The following is a 14,987-nucleotide window of genomic DNA, read 5'->3' as shown; positions in this document are numbered from 1 at the left end:
GTGCGCATGGTGCGGATGATGCGCCAGCCGCCGATGTAGGTGCCCATCGCGATGGCGAGGCCCGCGGAGAGGATGACCCAGGTGGGCGGGTCCGAGTCGGGGGCGATGGAGCCGCCGGCGATCAGCGCGAGGGTGATGATGCCCATCGTCTTCTGCGCGTCGTTCGTGCCGTGGGCCAGCGAGACCAGGCCCGCCGAGGCGATCTGGCCGACGCGGAAGCCCTTGTCGGCGGCCTTGCCGTCCGCGTTCCGGCTCAGGGCGTAGGAGAAGCGGGTGGCGAGCATCGCCGCGACGCCCGCGACGATCGGGGCGGCGACCGCGGGCAGCAGCACCTTGGTGACCAGGACGTCGCCGTGGACCGCGCCGGTGCCGGCCGAGGCGATGGTGGCGCCGATCAGACCGCCCATGAGGGCGTGCGAGGAACTGGACGGCAGGCCGACGAGCCAGGTCACCAGGTTCCAGAGGATCGCGCCGACCAGGGCGGCGAAGATGACCTCGGGACGGATGCCGCTCTCGTCGACGAGACCCTTGGAGATCGTGTTGGCGACCTCCACGGAGAGAAAAGCGCCCACCAGGTTGAGGGTGGCCGACATGGCCACCGCGACCTTGGGCTTGAGTGCGCCGGTCGAGATGGTGGTGGCCATCGCGTTGGCGGTGTCGTGGAAACCGTTCGTGAAATCGAACGCGAGTGCGGTGACCACCACAATCGCGAGAATCAGCGAGAAGCTTTCCATTTACCCAGGCAATCGTTCGAGGTCATTGGCGCGTTGACCGTAGGCAACCTGGATGAACGGAAGATGAACTAGGGGGGTCCCTGGAGTGTCTGTACGGGCTAGTAACCCCGGGCGAACTTCTTCAGTTGGCCCGCCGTCCCGTTGAAGAGATTCTGATCACCCGGCAGGCTCCCGCTGTTGTCGTACTGCCAGAAGGTCCAGTACGACCAGCCGGCGGGCAGCGAGCCCGCGTCCGCCGACTCGTGGCGGGCGATCCACAGCGCGTGTGTCGAGGCCAGGGCGGTGCTGCTGCCCGTGCAGGTGTTCCACCAGTGGGCGGTCGTGTAGATCACCGGGCGGCGGCCGGTCTCGCGCCTCACCTCCGCGCTGAAGGCCTTGATCCAGCCGACCATTTTCGCCTTGCTCAGGCCGTAGCAGCCGCGTTTCTTGTCGTACGGGTTGTATTCGATGTCGAGCGCCGGTGGCAGCGTCCAGCCGTCCGCCTTCCAGTCGCCGCCGTGCGCCACGAAGTACGCGGCCTGGGTGGCGCCCGACGACTTGTCCGGGCGCGCGAAGTGGTAGGCGCCGCGGACGATGCCGGCGGTACGGGCGCCGTCGTACTGCTCGGCGAAGTACGGGTTGACGTAGTCGGTGGACTCGGTCGCCTTGACGTAGACGAACGTGGCGCCCTTCGCCTTCGCGCTCGGCCAGTCGACGTTCTTCTGGTGCGAGGAGACGTCGTGGCCCTTGGCGGGACTTGCGGCGGCGGCCGGAATCCCGGCGAGCGCGAGCGCGCTTCCGCCGGCGGCGAGTGCGGCGACGGCCGCGACGAGGCGGGCGCGGCGGCGGGACGGTTTGCGATCACGGGCCATGTTTCCCCCGGGAATGGCGACGTGCACGGCAAATCCCCCAGAGGCTATTGGAAGATCTGTCGACGCCGATCGGTCTCCAGCCAAGCGGCTTGAGTGGGTGGTACATGCCTATATGTACTCTTTCGGATGCGTGACTTCCGGCTTAAAGTGCCCCGGCCCGAGCGCGTGTTGGGGAACCGGCTGGCAGGATCGCGGCATGGCTGAGCGGCGGCGGGACGAGCGGGGTGGGCGGGATGCCCGGGAGGACGCGGGGGCTGTGGGGGAGCCATGGCGGAGGCGTGTGCACGCCGAGGAGGCGGACGCCTGGGACGAACTCGTCGTGACGGCCCGCCGGACGGTGTCCGACGGCCTGGTGGTCGGCACCTCCGGGAACGTCTCGGTGCGCGTCGGCGACATCGTCCTGGTCACGCCGTCGGGTGTCCGCTACGACCGGCTGACACCCGACGACACGGTCGGCGTCGACCTCGACGGCCGACAGGTCCTCGGCACCCTGCTCCCGACGAGCGAACTGCCCATGCATCTCGCCGTCTACCGCAGCACCGACGCCTACGCCGTCGTCCACACCCACGCCGTCCACGCGACGGCCGTCTCGACCCTCGTCCCCGAACTCCCCTCGGTCCACTACATGTCCGGCGCCCTCGGTGGCCCGGTCCGGGTTGCCCCGTATGCGACATACGGCACCGAGGAGTTGGCCGAGAACATGCTCCAAGCCCTCGCCGACCGCTCCGCCTGCCTCCTCCAGAACCACGGCACGATCGCCTACGGCACCTCCCTGGAACAGGCGTTCGACCGCACGGCCCAGCTGGAGTGGATGTGCCGCCTGTGGCTGACGGCGTCGTCGGTGCCGGGGCTGTCGCCGACGCTGTTGTCGGAGGAGCAGGTGGCCGAGGCGGGGGAGCGGCTGCGGGGGTACGGGCAGCGGCGGGGGTGACCGTCCCTCCGCGCCTTCCGTGCGTGCCTCCGACTCTCCTCCCGTGTCTTCCGCTCGCTTCGGCATCTCGCGCCCATCCGGCGCCTCCTCCGGCTGGCCGGTAGCCGGGTCCGCCGGGACACTGGAGCCGTGCGCACAGTCAAAGCGACGGCCGCGGCCGTCTCCGTGGCCCTCGCGGCCGGTGCGGTGGGCGTCGCCGCCGGCCGGTACGCCAGCGACGCCGCGCTCAAGGCGCCGCCCGGCCGCCCCCTGCCGACCGAACCCCGGCTCACGGTGCACGCCACCGCCGCCGGGCAGATCACCCTCACCCGGGATCTGGCCTCCCTGCGCCCCGGCACCTACGGCCTCGCCGGTGACGGCTCCCACGCGGTCGTCGGCCCCGTCATCGACACGGCACCCCACTCCGCCGACACCGTCGTACGCCGCCTCGAACGCGTCACCCACGGCACCCTGCACCCCCGCGACAAGGTGTGGCTCACCCCCAACATCCACATCGGCAACCCGAGCGCCGCCCTCGGCCTCGACCACGCCGACATCGACATCCCCGGCGAACTCGGCTCCCTGCCCGCCTGGTTCGTACCCGGAGCGCGCAGCACCTGGGTGATCGCGGTGCACGGCCTGGCCACCACCCGCGAACTCGCCCTGAACGTCATGGAGTTCCTGCACCGCAACCGCTTCCCGGTCCTCGCCCCCGCCTACCGCGGCGACCTCGGCGCACCCCGCAACCCCGACGGCCTCAACCATCTCGGCGAGACCGAGTGGCGCGACCTGGACGCCGCGATCCGCTACGCCGTGCGCTACGGCGCCGAGCACGTCGTCGTCTACGGCTGGTCCACCGGTGCCACCATGGCGCTGCGCGCCGCCGCCCACTCCGGGATGCGCGACCGCGTCTCCGGACTGGTGCTGGACTCGCCGGTGCTCGACTGGGAGACGACGCTGCGCGCCCTCGCCACCGCCCGGCACACCCCGGGCGCGCTGCTGCCGCTCGCGGTCCGCGCCGCCCAGGGCCGCACCGGTCTGCACGGCGACCGCATCGCCGAGGCCGCCGACCCCGCCCGGCTCAGGGTGCCGACCCTGATCTTCCACGGACCCGACGACACCGTCGCCCCCTGGTCCCTCTCCCGCCGTCTCGCCGCCCGCCGCCCCGACCTGATCACCCTCCAGCCGGTCGCCCGGGCCCCGCACGGCGCCATGTGGAACGCCGACCCGGCAACCTACGAGGAGATCCTGCGCCGCTTCCTGACTCCGCTGATGTGACCCCGGCCCACTCACCGGCCCACCCCCCTCCGACCTTCCGTTTAGCCCTGTACCACTGGCCTGAACCCGGCCCCCAGCAGCCCGCCGGCCCCCCTGCCTTGGCCCTCCCCGTCGCCCGCCGTGACATTCCGTTTGGGTTTTCGGACCGTCAACCGGAAGACTGCACCCGTGACGTCCCGTATCCCGCGCGACTCCAGGCTTCGACTCGTCCGCCCGCGACCCCTGGCCGCCGCCCCCCGAGCGATGAACCAGCGGCGCTCGCGCCGCCCCGCACCCCGCCCTCCGGAGGGCACACCGGCCCCCGCGGAACTGGCCAGAATGGCACGCTCCGGCCTGGCCGGAGCGGCCCGCGTCGCCCACTGGGCCGACGCCGCACTACGACCCGGCCGTGACGGCGCGAGCCCCGACGGCAAAGGCACCCTCTCCGAAGCGACCGCCGAACTCGCGGCCGAGGATCTGGGTCTGACTCCGGCCCAGGTCCGCGCCGACTGGGACACCGCCCGCCTCGCCGGCCTCGTCGAGGTGCACGGCGACAGCGCCCGCCCCGGCTGGCGGCTGCGCGCCTGGGACCGCGACGACAGCGCCGTACTGCGCGGCTGGGTCGCCCTCTTCGACGCCTGGTCGCTCGCCCACCCGGAACCTCGGGAGCACGAGCCCTCAGCCGTCGCCGAGGTCGTCTCGGCCATGCCTCAGGTGCTCTCCTTCCTCCAGCTGTCCGCCGGGCCCGTCCCCGTCGCCCAGCTCCTCGACCTCCTCGAACAGCGCGTCACCGAACTGCGCACCGAGCGCTGCGAGATCCCCTACGGCCCGCAGCCCGAGCCGGTCCAGCAGCCGCCGGCCGCCGCCGACGCCCCTCTCGACCCCCTCCTGGACTGGGCCCTGCACGCCCTCGCCTCCGTCGGTGCCCTCACCTACGGCGACGCCCAGGCCACCCTCACCCCGCTCGGCAGCTGGGCGGTCTGGGTCAAGCTGGAGCAGATCTGCGTGGCCGCGCAGAGCCCCGCCGGGAACATCGAGCAGTCCGCCGAGGACATGCTCCGCGGCTGCTCCCAGCTCCGCCCGAACGCCGCCCGCGCCGAGTACCGCGCCTGGCTCGCCGCCCGCACCGTGGGCAGCGCGGTCGGCCAGCTGATCGACGCCGCCCGCGGTGAGGACGCCCTGCTGCGCGGCCTCGCCTTCGAGGCGCTGCGCGTCGTCGGCGCCCCCGCCGAGCCCGACGTCCGCGCGGCGGTGGACGAGGCGACGCTGCGGCCGTACGCCCTGCTGTGGCTGGCGGAGCACGACGGGATCGACCCGGAGGACGCCCACGAGGTCCTCACCCGCGAAGAGGCCACCTGGATGTGGGTCGACACCGCCGCCGCGGTCGCCGACCACGGGGAGGCCCCGCTGCTCGTGCGCCATCTGGAGTCGGCGATCCAGCCGACCGTCCCCATGCTCCTCGACGAGGTCCGCGCGGTAGGCCACCCGCGTACCGTGCAGGTGCTGGTCGCGCTCGCCGCGGCCCACCCCGACCCGGCGCTCGCCAAGGCCGTACGCCGGGCCGCCTTCCAGGTGCACACAGGGGGCAGCTAGGCGGGGTCAGGCGCCTGCCGTCCCGGGTATCTCCGGGGCGTAGGTACCGAAGCTCCAGATGTTGCCCTCGATGTCCCGGGCCATATAGTCCCGGGATCCGTAGTCCTGGTCCGTCGGGGGCATCAGGATCTCCGCGCCGTGCTCCACGGCCCGTCGGTGGTGGGCGTCGACGTCGTCCACGACGAGGTACACCCCGACGGGTCCCGCGCTCTTCATCGCCTCGTCGAAACGGCCGCCGCGGCCCTTGGATCCGAGCATCACCGCGCCGTTGCCCTGCACCAGCTCGGCGTGCATCACCGAGCCGTCCTCGCCCTCGTACACCGCGAGTTCGGTGAAGCCGAAGGCCTCCGTGAGCTGCCGGATCGCCGCCTTCGCGTCCGTGTACAGCAGGGACGGGTAGATGCTGGGACGCCCGCTGTCCTTGCCTGCCATGCCGACCACTTCCTTGTGCATCGGGTGCTTTCGCTTTTTTCTGCTGCTTTGACCGTTTCGACGAGTCTTGCACCCGCCACTGACAACGCCCCGAGCACCGGCGTCCCGGCCGTCAGCGGAAGGTGTCGCACCGCGCCATGTCACCGGTCCGGTAACCCTCGTAGAACCACTGCTGCCGCTGCGCCGCCGAGCCGTGCGTCCAGGTCTCCGGCGTGACCCGCCCCTGGAACCGCTCCTGGATCCGGTCGTCGCCCACGGCCGCCGCCGCGTCCAGGCCGTCCCGGATGTCGGCCTCCGTGAGGCTGGTGATCAGCGGCCGCCCGGTCGACTCGTCCTTCGTGGTCGTCGCGTGATGCGCCCAGACCCCCGCGTAGCAGTCGGCCTGCAGTTCCACCCGCACCGCGTTGCTGTTCGCGCCGGTCCGCCCGTCCTGCGACCGGCTGAGCGTGCCCATCAGATCCTGCACGTGGTGCCCGTACTCGTGGGCCACGACGTACGCCTGCGCGAACGGGCCGCCGCTGGAGCCGAACTTCGTCCGCAGCTCGTCGAAGAAACCCAGGTCCAGATAGACCTTCCGGTCGCCGGGACAGTAGAACGGCCCCACCGCGGAGGTCGCCGTCCCGCACGCGGTGGCGACCTGCCCGCTGAAGAAGACCGTGGGGGAGCGGGTGTACGTCCCGCCGCGCCGCGCGAACTCCTGCGCCCAGAAGTCCTGCACGCTGTTGACCACCGCCACGATGCGGCAGTCCTCCTTGGTGTTCGCGTCCTGTCCGGTACGGCAGCTCGACTGCACCTGGGCGAGCGAGGACGCGGTCGCCGCCGGTGCGTCACTGCCCGACGACAACCCCAGGTTGTCGGGGCCGACGCCGAAGAACAGCCCCAGGAGGAGTGCGATCAGCCCGGCGAGGCCCCCGCCCACGGTCGCGCGGCCACCGGGAATCCGGCTGCCGCGCACGTCCTGCACCTCGGAGGTGTCCAGATCGGCATCGTCGTCGAACTGCATGGGCCCCGCTCTCCGCGCGTGTGGACCCCCTGGCGCCCATCCTCGCCCGCGGCCCGCGCGGGGGCGCCGGGCGATCGGCCGAACGGGGGACGCCCCTGGTGGCGCCGAACACACCCGCGCACCGGAAAAACGCTTGCATTGCCCCGTTAGACTTGGCCCATGGCCATTCTCCTCGCGCATTAGACGGCGGGAACGTCCTCAGCCGCCCCTTCCGCCTACGACCCCGCTCTGGAGTCTGACCGTGATCTCCGCCTCCGGTATCGAGCTGCGCGCCGGTGCCCGCGTCCTCATCGAGTCCGCGACCTTCCGCATCGCCAAGGGCGACCGCATCGGTCTGGTCGGCCGCAACGGCGCCGGCAAGACCACCCTGACCAAGGTCCTGGCCGGTGAGGGACAGCCCGCCGGCGGCACCGTCACCCGCTCCGGCGAGGTGGGCTACCTGCCGCAGGACCCCCGCACCGGCGACCTGGACGTACTCGCCAGCGACCGCATCCTCTCCGCGCGCGGCCTGGACACCCTGATCCGCAAGATGCGGGAGAACGAACAGCGCATCGCCAACGGCAGCGGCGCCACCCGTGACAAGGCCATGCGCCAGTACGAGCGCCAGGAGACCGAGTTCCTCACCAAGGGCGGCTACTCCGCCGAGGCCGAGGCCGCCACCATCGCCGCCGCGCTCAACCTGCCCGACCGGGTGCTCGGCCAGCCCCTGCACACGCTCTCCGGCGGTCAGCGCCGCCGTATCGAGCTGGCCCGCATCCTGTTCTCCGACGCGGACACGCTCCTGCTCGACGAGCCCACGAACCACCTCGACGCCGACTCGATCGTCTGGCTGCGCGACTACCTGAAGACGTACCGCGGCGGCTTCATCGTGATCTCCCACGACGCCGACCTCGTGGAGACCGTCGTCAACAAGGTGTTCTACCTGGACGCCAACCGCGCCCAGATCGACGTCTACAACATGGGCTGGAAGCTCTACCAGCAGCAGCGCGAGGCCGACGAGAAGCGCCGCAAGCGCGAGCGGCAGAACGCCGAGAAGAAGGCCGCAGCCCTGCACTCGCAGGCCGACAAGATGCGCGCCAAGGCCACCAAGACGGTCGCCGCGCAGAACATGGCCAAGCGCGCCGACCGGCTGCTCGCCGGGCTGGAAGCCGTGCGCGTCTCCGACAAGGTCGCCAAGCTGCGCTTCCCGGAGCCCTCGCCCTGCGGAAAGACCCCGCTCATGGCCGAGGGTCTGTCGAAGTCCTACGGCTCCCTGGAGATCTTCACCGACGTCGACCTGGCCATCGACAAGGGCTCGCGCGTCGTCATCCTCGGCCTGAACGGCGCCGGCAAGACGACCCTCCTGAAGCTCCTCGGCGGTGTCGAGGAACCGGACACCGGCGAGGTCATCAAGGGGCACGGCCTCAAGCTCGGCTACTACGCGCAGGAGCACGAGACCCTCGACCCGGAGCGCACGGTTCTGGAGAACATGCGCTCCGCCGCCCCCGATCTGGACCTGGTCGAGGTCCGCAAGACGCTCGGCTCGTTCCTGTTCTCCGGAGACGACGTCGACAAGCCCGCCGGGGTCCTCTCCGGCGGCGAGAAGACCCGCCTCGCCCTCGCCACCCTGGTCGTGTCCGCGGCGAACGTCCTTCTCCTGGACGAGCCGACGAACAACCTCGACCTGGCCAGCCGCGCGGAGATCCTCGGGGCACTGAGCACCTACAAGGGCGCCGTCGTCCTCGTCACCCACGACGAGGGCGCCGTGGAGGCGCTGCAGCCGGAGCGGATCATCCTGCTGCCGGACGGAGTCGAGGACCTGTGGGGCGCGGACTACGCGGATCTCGTCGCCCTGGCCTGATCGCAGCGGCTTGATCGAATGCTTGATCCACGGCGTATGGATCATTCGGCCTACCGGTGATCCACCATCTGTGTGAGATCTCCTCGTACCGAGGTGTGTCGTACATCGATTTTCCGGCCGAGTCCTTTATCGACAAGGGCTCGGCCGTTCCGCGTCTCTGACCAGGTATTTCGCGGAGCAACTCGTTCGGCCGTGCGGACACGACCGTATGGAATTCCACATTCCACTTGTGGGGACGCGCTCCTGTCGTCAAAACCTTGTCTCACGGACCTTGCCGAATGGGTGGCCATGAACGCTTGGAGGGGTGATCATGAGGAGACCAAGAGCGCACTTCCCATGAGGAGGCACGGGTGGCCGAGACTCTGAAGAAGGGCAGCCGGGTAACCGGCGCCGCGCGCGACAAGCTCGCGGCAGACCTGAAGAAGAAGTACGACTCCGGTGCGAGCATCCGGGCGCTGGCCGAGGAGACCGGCCGCTCGTATGGCTTCGTCCACCGGATGCTCAGTGAGTCGGGCGTCACGCTCCGTGGGCGTGGCGGGGCGACCCGGGGCAAGAAGGCTTCGGCCTGACCCCGAGCGGCTCGACGGCTTCGATGGTGACCACCCGGTCGGACGACTGACCGGCCGGGTGGTTACTGTGCAGTCACTTAGCTCTGCTCTGTTGACCGCACACATCGGAGGCGCCCCATGGCTTCGCCCGAACAGGACGACAAGGACCTCGGTCCCGTACTCGACAAGGACGGCGTACGGCTCACCGTCGACGACGCGATCGCCACGGTGACGCTGACCAACCCGGCCAAGCGCAACGCTCAAAGTCCTGCTCTGTGGCGGGCGTTGGCGGAGGCCGGGCGGTTGCTGCCGGGCTCCGTCCGGGTCGTGGTGCTGCGTGCCGAGGGCAAGTCCTTCTCGGCCGGACTCGACCGACAGGCGTTCACGCCCGAGGGCTTCGACGGCGAACCGTCGTTCATCGACCTCGCGCACAGCAGTGACGCCGTGCTGGACGAGGCCATCGCCGGGTACCAGGCGGGCTTCACCTGGTGGCGACGGAGCGACATCGTGTCCATCGCCGCCGTACAGGGGCATGCCATCGGGGCCGGCTTCCAACTCGCGCTCGCCTGTGACCTGCGCGTCGTCGCCGACGACGTGCAGTTCGCCATGCGCGAGACCAGCCTCGGACTGGTGCCCGACCTGACCGGCACCCACCCCCTGGTGGGACTCGTCGGCTACGCCCGCGCGCTGGAGATCTGCGCGACCGGGCGCTTCGTCGCGGCCGAGGAAGCGGTGAGCACCGGCCTGGCCAACATCGCCGTGCCCGCCGACCAGGTCGACGACGCCGTACGCGACCTGGCGACGGCTCTGCTGGCCGCGCCGCGCGACGCCCTCATCGAGACCAAGGCGCTGCTCCAGGGCGTCCAGGGGCGTGCGTACGACGACCAGCGCGCCGCCGAGCGGGCCGCCCAGGCTCGACGGCTGCGGGACCTCGCCGGCGTCGGCGAATAGGCGCCGGCGAATAGGCGTCGGCCGACAGCGGTTCGGCCGGTCGTGGTTCAGTCGATCTTCGTGACGAGCACCGCCACGGTCGGGTGACCGGGCAGCACCTCGCCGGCCCTCGCGCGGACCTCCCGGGCCACATCCAGGGCCCGGTGGTCCGCGCGTACGGCGATCTCCACGCGCGCGTGGAGGCGTGACAGCGCGCCTTCGCCCTGCCGTTCCTCGATGTGCACCGCCCGCCCCAGCCCGCCCAGCGCACCGGTCAGCCGGACCACACCGGGGGCGCGGAGCACGGCTGCGACGATCAGGGACTCGCCGCCGTCATCAACATTGACCATCAGGTCGATTTCATCAATGTGGTCAATATCGGCGGCGGAATGATCCACATCGTCCATACGGTCAATATCGTCCATGTGGTCCAGCAAGGCTGTCACCTGTAGATCAACCTCCGTCACCACCAGCCCGAGCCGCTCCGCCGCGGCCGTCGCCAGCGCCGCGCGCAGCCGGGAGGCGGTCTCCGGAAGGGGGTCGGTCGCCACGGCCGCGAAGTCGGCCGTGATCCGCAGCGGACCGGGCGGCAGCGCCCCCGGCGGTGGCGGTACGGCGGGCTCGTGCACGTTCTCCGGATCGGCGAGCCCGATGCGCAGCGCGCTCAGCCGCACGCCCCGTACGTGCTGCGCCACGCCCCGCAGTACGGCCTCGGCCGCCCGCTCCGCGATCCACGCGCAGTCCCGCCGGTCACCCAGGGGCAACAGCCTGCCGAGCCCCAACTGCTGCCGTACTGCCCGCCCGTCGCCCACCACCGCCCTATTCGAAGGCGCTGCGCGCCGCCCCTGATTCCCAGTCCATGAGTCCGCCGTCATTCCTCCAGCCTGCCGCATCCCCGGCGCGGGAGAATGCAACCGCACTTACCGTGGTCGAAGGACGACGACCGAAAGGGACGTACGGCGATGACCGACATGACGGAGCGGAACCGGACGCAGGACCCCGACGGCGAGAGGGAGCCGCTGCAGACCCGCAAGACCCCCACCAAACGCGGCGGGGGCGATCCGGCGTCCAGGGGGCGTACGACCATCGCCGACGGGGTCGTGGAGAAGATCGCCGGGCTGGCCGCCCGGGACGTCCTGGGCGTGCATGCCATGGGCAGCGGGCTCTCCCGCACCTTCGGGGCCGTGCGCGACCGCGTGCCCGGCGGTTCCAAGTCGGTGTCCCGGGGCGTGAAGGCCGAGGTCGGCGAGGTGCAGACCGCCCTCGATCTGGAGATCGTCGTCGACTACGGGGTGTCGATCGCGGACGTCGCCCGGGCCGTACGGGAGAACGTCATCGCGGCCGTGGAGCGGATGACCGGACTCGAGGTCGTCGAGGTCAACATCGCGGTCAGCGACGTGAAGCTGCCCGACGAGGAGGACGACGAACCGGAACCCCGTCTCCAGTGACCGAGCCGACGGATGAACCCATGAACAGCGGGCCGACGAACGAGCTGAGGAGCGCAGGATGAGCAGGGCCGTGGTCGGCATGATCGCCGGAATGGCGCTGGGCTTCGCCGGATACTTCGGCGGGTTCGGCGCGTTCCTGCTGGTGGCCGCCCTGGGCGCCATCGGGTTCGTCGTCGGCCGGTTCCTCGAAGGGGACCTGGAACTCGGCGACTTCTTCCGCTCGCGCGACGACCGGCGGCGGTGACGTCCGTGAGCGGCGGGGACGGCGCGGTCGACGAACGCGGCAGACCCCTGGCGGCCGTCCCGCCCGGCGAGCGGGGCGCCACCCGGATCGCCGACCGGGTCGTCGCGAAGATCGCCGCGCAGGCTGCACGCGAGGCGCTCGGGCCGCTGCACCCCGAGGCTGCACCGCCGCATGCCACCGTGGTCGTACACCACGGCACCGCACGCGTGCGCGTGCACCTCGAACTCGACTATCCCTGCGACATCGGCGACCGCTGTCTTCGGGTGCGTCGACAGGTGGTTCAGCGGGTACGCGCGTTGGTGGGCATGGAGGTGCCCGAGGTCGCCGTCCAGGTGGAACGGCTGCATCCGGCACAGGCACACCGCGCGGCACAGGGGAGGACTCGATGAGCGAGCCCCAGGGCTCCGAAGGCACGACCCAACGACTACCGGTCATCGAGAAGGCGGCCGACCCCGGACACGGCGGGTACGACCCGGCGGCGGACCGCGGTCCCGCACCCCTGGTCGACGGCGGCGGCAAGGACGGCCGCTTCTGGTCGACGCGCCGCGTCCCCGCCGCCATCGTCGCCGTCCTGCTGCTCCTCGGCGCGGGCGCCCTCCTCTACGACATCACCGCCGTGCGCGCCAAACGGCCTTCCGCGCACTGGCGCCGCGAACTGACCCGGCAGCTCGCCGAACGGCCACTCGACGACACCTGGGTCCTCGTCGGCGCCGGCATCGCCGCCGCCCTCGGCCTCTGGCTGATCGTGCTCGCCCTCACGCCCGGCCTGCGCCAGGTGCTGCCGATGCGCCGCACCCACGCCGACGTCCGGGCCGGCCTGCAACGCGCCGCCGCCGCGATGGTGCTGCGCGACCGGGCCATGGAGGTCTCGGGCGTGCAGTCGGTCCGAGTACGCACGAGCCGGACGAAAGCCGATGTCCGCGCGGTGTCCCATTTCCGTGAACTCGACGACGTACGCGCCGACTTGGACACCGTGCTCAGCGACGCGATCACCGGTCTCGGGCTGGCCCGGCCGCTCGCGCTGTCACTGCACGTCGGCCGTTCCGGACGGAAGAGGTGAGGCCGGTGCTCAGGATCGTCAACCGCGTGGTGACCGGTGTCGTCGGTCTCGCGCTGCTCGTGCTCGGCGGCTCCGTGCTGGCCGTGGGACTGGGCGTGAAGCCGCCGTCGTGGTGGATCTACGAAGGGCGGCACGACGTCCTGCTGAGCGACGCCCGGCGGACCCGCTGGCAGGCCGACGGCTGGTGGTGGCCGACGGTCCTCGCCGCGCTCGCGGTCCTCGTCCTGCTGGCCCTGTGGTGGCTCGTCGCGGTCCTACGGCGGCGCCGGCTCACCGAGGTCGCCGTCCGCACCGGCGACGGCGAGGGCGCGCTGCTGCGGGGCCGGGCCCTGGAGGGCGTCCTCGCCACCGACGCGGGCGACCTGGACGGCGTGGCCCACGCGCACGTGCGGCTCGCCGGCACCCGCACGGCACCCGAGGCCCGCGTCCAGCTCAGCCTGGAGCCCCACGTGGACCCCGGAGTCGCCCTAGACCACCTGACGGCCAACGCCCTGGCCCACGCCCGCGACTCGGCGGGCCTGGACGCACTCCCTACGGAGGTACAGCTGACGGGTGTCAAGCACCGCGCGGAGCGGGTCAGTTGACGGACCGGTTTCCTGACTGTTCGCCACCCGGGTCGGACCGGTGATGTCCTCTTCGGGCCGACGGTCCGTCTGTTCCGATCATGCGCTCCGGGGGCGGCTACCGCGCCTATAGCCTCGGGCGCATGGCTGAAGCGAGCGGCGGGGGGCAGCCCGAGCCGGCAGGTGACGGGCCGACGCCTGCGGCTGATTCCGACGATGCGGCGCCGGCTGATCCCGCGGCGACCGCTGCGGCCGCGCCGACCTGGACCGAGATCGGGCGAGGCGTGGGCGCACTGCTCACCGTCGTCGCGGCGCTCGGCGGGCTGGTGCTCGGCGTCAGAGCCGAGCAGCGAGCCGATGAGGCGGAGCGGAGCGCGGCCGAGTCGAGCCGGAAGGCATCCGCCGAACAGGTCGACTTCTACCGGACGCCGTCCGAGGTCGTCGTGATGAACGGCAATCCTCATGCCGTGCAGATGCGCCTGTTCCTGCCGGACAGGCACCTCTGGTGGGATCTGTACGCGCTGGCGCCGTGCAGGCAGATCAAGATCCCCGACGCCGCCCTGCGGGACAGCATGCGTCGTCGATTCCCCTCCGCGCGGTTCACGGACGGCGAACTGGCATCGCTGTGGCTGGAGTTCACGGATCCGGCGGGCAAGAACTGGGTCCGCAGCAGCAGAGGAGCATTGGCCTCCTCCGCGCGGAGTCCCACGGCCGGCGCCGTCAGCCAACTCGTCCTGGACGAGTCCTGGAATAGGACGTCCCAGAGATCACCCGTGTGCGGTGGTACCTCCTGAACGGGCCCGGGGACCGGTCGGCTCAGAACCCGTGCCGCATACCGCCGTCGACCGGCACCATGATCCCCGTCAGGTAGGACGCGGCCGGCGACAACAGGAACGCCGCCACGCGTCCGAACTCGTCCGGAGTCCCGTACCGCCGCAGCGGGATCCGCGACTCGTTGGCCGCGCGGGTGGCCTCCGGATCCGCGGAGAGGCCGTCCAGCTCGCGCACACGGTCCGTGTCGATGCGCGCGGGCAGCAGTCCGACGACACGGATGCCGCGCGGCCCCAGCTCGTCCGCCAGGGACTTGCCGAAACCGGCCAGGCCGGGCCGCAGCGCGTTCGAGATCGTCAGCCCGGGGATCGGCTCGTGCACCGAACCGGACAGCACGAAGCCGATGACCCCGCCCGCCTCCAACTCCCCGGCCGCCGCGCGGGCGAGCCGTACCGCGCCCAGGAACACCGACTCGAACGAGGCCTGCCACTGCTCGTCGCTGGTGTCCGCGACGAACCCGGGCGGCGGCCCGCCGACGCTCACCAGGATGCCGTCGAAGCCCCCGAAGTGCTCCCGCGCGGCGGCGATCAGCCGGGCCGGCGCGTCCGCGTCGGCGTTGTCGACGGCCACGCCCACCGCGTTCGGCCCCAGTCCGGCCGCCGCCTCGGTGGCCCGCTGCTCGTCCCGACCGGTGACGACGACCTTCGCGCCGTCGGCCACCAGCTCGCGCGCGGCGGCGTTGCCCAGTCCACGGGTGGCCCCGGTGACGACGTACACGCGGTCCTTCAGTCCAAGATCCATGG

The 14,987-nt window shown here is 71.5% G+C and carries 18 protein-coding genes; 12 read left to right on the top strand and 6 right to left on the bottom strand.

Going from position 1 to position 14,987, the window contains the following annotated elements; all coding sequences use genetic code 11:
- Together JHN45_RS16300 and JHN45_RS16295 are read right to left on the bottom strand one after the other, a co-directional pair.
- Positions 1 to 734: inorganic phosphate transporter (locus JHN45_RS16300; RefSeq protein ID WP_201049508.1), on the bottom strand; the 734-nt coding region annotated here is incomplete at its 3' end.
- A 98-nt stretch (positions 735 to 832) separates the two neighbouring features.
- Positions 833 to 1,585 carry a lysozyme gene (locus JHN45_RS16295; RefSeq protein WP_201049507.1) on the bottom strand — a complete coding sequence of 251 codons (753 nt, stop codon included), beginning with the start codon at positions 1,583 to 1,585 and terminating at the stop codon, positions 833 to 835.
- A gap of 196 nt (positions 1,586 to 1,781) precedes the next feature.
- Here JHN45_RS16295 and JHN45_RS16290 point away from each other — a divergent pair, with 196 nt between their 5' ends.
- From JHN45_RS16290 to JHN45_RS16280, 3 genes are all read left to right on the top strand, one after another.
- Positions 1,782 to 2,516 carry a class II aldolase/adducin family protein gene (locus JHN45_RS16290; RefSeq protein WP_201049506.1) on the top strand — a complete coding sequence of 245 codons (735 nt, stop codon included), beginning with the start codon at positions 1,782 to 1,784 and terminating at the stop codon, positions 2,514 to 2,516.
- Positions 2,517 to 2,645: 129 nt separating this feature from the next.
- Complete coding sequence (locus tag JHN45_RS16285; RefSeq protein WP_201049505.1) at positions 2,646 to 3,773, top strand: S9 family peptidase; 1,128 nt, start codon at positions 2,646 to 2,648, stop codon at positions 3,771 to 3,773.
- Positions 3,774 to 3,941: 168 nt separating this feature from the next.
- A complete protein-coding gene (locus tag JHN45_RS16280; RefSeq protein ID WP_201049504.1) occupies positions 3,942 to 5,345 on the top strand; it encodes a hypothetical protein in 1,404 nt (467 codons plus the stop codon).
- A gap of 6 nt (positions 5,346 to 5,351) precedes the next feature.
- Here the strand turns inward: JHN45_RS16280 and JHN45_RS16275 are convergent, their stop codons facing one another.
- A complete protein-coding gene (locus JHN45_RS16275) occupies positions 5,352 to 5,777 on the bottom strand; it encodes a VOC family protein (RefSeq protein WP_200711724.1) in 426 nt (141 codons plus the stop codon).
- 112 nt (positions 5,778 to 5,889) lie between these two features.
- On the bottom strand, positions 5,890 to 6,780 hold the full coding sequence (locus tag JHN45_RS16270; RefSeq protein ID WP_200711723.1) for a neutral zinc metallopeptidase: 891 nt from the start codon (positions 6,778 to 6,780) through the stop codon (positions 5,890 to 5,892).
- Positions 6,781 to 7,021: 241 nt separating this feature from the next.
- Between JHN45_RS16270 and JHN45_RS16265 the strand changes: the two genes are divergently transcribed.
- The 3 genes from JHN45_RS16265 (at position 7,022) to JHN45_RS16255 (ending at position 10,119) form a co-directional block, all read left to right on the top strand.
- Positions 7,022 to 8,620, top strand: a complete 1,599-nt coding sequence (locus JHN45_RS16265; protein WP_200711722.1) for an ABC-F family ATP-binding cassette domain-containing protein — start codon at positions 7,022 to 7,024, stop codon at positions 8,618 to 8,620.
- A 350-nt stretch (positions 8,621 to 8,970) separates the two neighbouring features.
- Entirely contained in the window at positions 8,971 to 9,189 is a 219-nt protein-coding gene (locus tag JHN45_RS16260; RefSeq protein WP_019060653.1) for a helix-turn-helix domain-containing protein, read from the top strand.
- A 117-nt stretch (positions 9,190 to 9,306) separates the two neighbouring features.
- Positions 9,307 to 10,119: an enoyl-CoA hydratase/isomerase family protein gene (locus JHN45_RS16255; protein WP_201049503.1), complete on the top strand. Its 813-nt coding sequence runs from the start codon at positions 9,307 to 9,309 to the stop codon at positions 10,117 to 10,119.
- 47 nt (positions 10,120 to 10,166) lie between these two features.
- On the opposite strand, the gene JHN45_RS16250 is transcribed toward JHN45_RS16255, so the two are convergent.
- Positions 10,167 to 10,973 carry a nucleopolyhedrovirus P10 family protein gene (locus tag JHN45_RS16250; RefSeq protein WP_374195621.1) on the bottom strand — a complete coding sequence of 269 codons (807 nt, stop codon included), beginning with the start codon at positions 10,971 to 10,973 and terminating at the stop codon, positions 10,167 to 10,169.
- 87 nt (positions 10,974 to 11,060) lie between these two features.
- On the opposite strand from JHN45_RS16250, the gene JHN45_RS16245 reads away from it, so the two are divergent.
- From JHN45_RS16245 to JHN45_RS16220, 6 genes are all read left to right on the top strand, one after another.
- The gene (locus JHN45_RS16245; RefSeq protein WP_019067435.1) at positions 11,061 to 11,546 is read left to right on the top strand and encodes an Asp23/Gls24 family envelope stress response protein; all 486 of its coding nucleotides are present in this window, start codon (positions 11,061 to 11,063) and stop codon (positions 11,544 to 11,546) included.
- Positions 11,547 to 11,604: 58 nt separating this feature from the next.
- On the top strand, positions 11,605 to 11,790 hold the full coding sequence (locus tag JHN45_RS16240) for a hypothetical protein (protein ID WP_019060657.1): 186 nt from the start codon (positions 11,605 to 11,607) through the stop codon (positions 11,788 to 11,790).
- Positions 11,787 to 12,179: an Asp23/Gls24 family envelope stress response protein gene (locus JHN45_RS16235; RefSeq protein WP_201049501.1), complete on the top strand. Its 393-nt coding sequence runs from the start codon at positions 11,787 to 11,789 to the stop codon at positions 12,177 to 12,179. The genes JHN45_RS16240 and JHN45_RS16235 overlap by 4 nt, the downstream gene beginning before the upstream one ends.
- Positions 12,176 to 12,850 carry a DUF6286 domain-containing protein gene (locus JHN45_RS16230; protein WP_201049500.1) on the top strand — a complete coding sequence of 225 codons (675 nt, stop codon included), beginning with the start codon at positions 12,176 to 12,178 and terminating at the stop codon, positions 12,848 to 12,850. Before JHN45_RS16235 ends, JHN45_RS16230 begins: the two co-directional genes overlap by 4 nt.
- Before the next feature lie 5 nt (positions 12,851 to 12,855).
- Positions 12,856 to 13,434, top strand: coding sequence for an alkaline shock response membrane anchor protein AmaP (gene amaP / locus JHN45_RS16225; protein ID WP_201049499.1), 579 nt, complete (start codon positions 12,856 to 12,858; stop codon positions 13,432 to 13,434).
- Positions 13,435 to 13,556: 122 nt separating this feature from the next.
- Complete coding sequence (locus tag JHN45_RS16220; protein WP_201049498.1) at positions 13,557 to 14,207, top strand: hypothetical protein; 651 nt, start codon at positions 13,557 to 13,559, stop codon at positions 14,205 to 14,207.
- Positions 14,208 to 14,229: 22 nt separating this feature from the next.
- Here the strand turns inward: JHN45_RS16220 and JHN45_RS16215 are convergent, their stop codons facing one another.
- The gene (locus JHN45_RS16215; RefSeq protein ID WP_201049497.1) at positions 14,230 to 14,985 is read right to left on the bottom strand and encodes an SDR family oxidoreductase; all 756 of its coding nucleotides are present in this window, start codon (positions 14,983 to 14,985) and stop codon (positions 14,230 to 14,232) included.
- Positions 14,986 to 14,987: the final 2 nt, after the last annotated feature.

Source organism: Streptomyces sp. MBT53 (assembly GCF_016654115.1).
GTDB lineage: Bacteria > Actinomycetota > Actinomycetes > Streptomycetales > Streptomycetaceae > Streptomyces.
Note: the sequence above shows the minus strand (reverse complement) of the source record. Positions and strands in the feature narration are given on the sequence as shown.

Excerpts from the sequence above, each read along its gene's own strand:
- JHN45_RS16295 (WP_201049507.1), bottom strand. The coding sequence starts at position 1,585 with ATGGCCCGTGATCGCAAACCGTCCCGCCGCCGCGCCCGCCTCGTCGCG.
- JHN45_RS16290 (WP_201049506.1), top strand. The coding sequence starts at position 1,782 with ATGGCTGAGCGGCGGCGGGACGAGCGGGGTGGGCGGGATGCCCGGGAG.
- JHN45_RS16275 (WP_200711724.1), bottom strand. The coding sequence starts at position 5,777 with ATGGCAGGCAAGGACAGCGGGCGTCCCAGCATCTACCCGTCCCTGCTG.
- JHN45_RS16270 (WP_200711723.1), bottom strand. The coding sequence starts at position 6,780 with ATGCAGTTCGACGACGATGCCGATCTGGACACCTCCGAGGTGCAGGAC.
- JHN45_RS16255 (WP_201049503.1), top strand. The coding sequence starts at position 9,307 with ATGGCTTCGCCCGAACAGGACGACAAGGACCTCGGTCCCGTACTCGAC.
- JHN45_RS16250 (WP_374195621.1), bottom strand. The coding sequence starts at position 10,973 with ATGACGGCGGACTCATGGACTGGGAATCAGGGGCGGCGCGCAGCGCCT.
- JHN45_RS16245 (WP_019067435.1), top strand. The coding sequence starts at position 11,061 with ATGACCGACATGACGGAGCGGAACCGGACGCAGGACCCCGACGGCGAG.
- JHN45_RS16240 (WP_019060657.1), top strand. The coding sequence starts at position 11,605 with ATGAGCAGGGCCGTGGTCGGCATGATCGCCGGAATGGCGCTGGGCTTC.
- JHN45_RS16230 (WP_201049500.1), top strand. The coding sequence starts at position 12,176 with ATGAGCGAGCCCCAGGGCTCCGAAGGCACGACCCAACGACTACCGGTC.
- JHN45_RS16220 (WP_201049498.1), top strand. The coding sequence starts at position 13,557 with ATGGCTGAAGCGAGCGGCGGGGGGCAGCCCGAGCCGGCAGGTGACGGG.
- JHN45_RS16215 (WP_201049497.1), bottom strand. The coding sequence starts at position 14,985 with ATGGATCTTGGACTGAAGGACCGCGTGTACGTCGTCACCGGGGCCACC.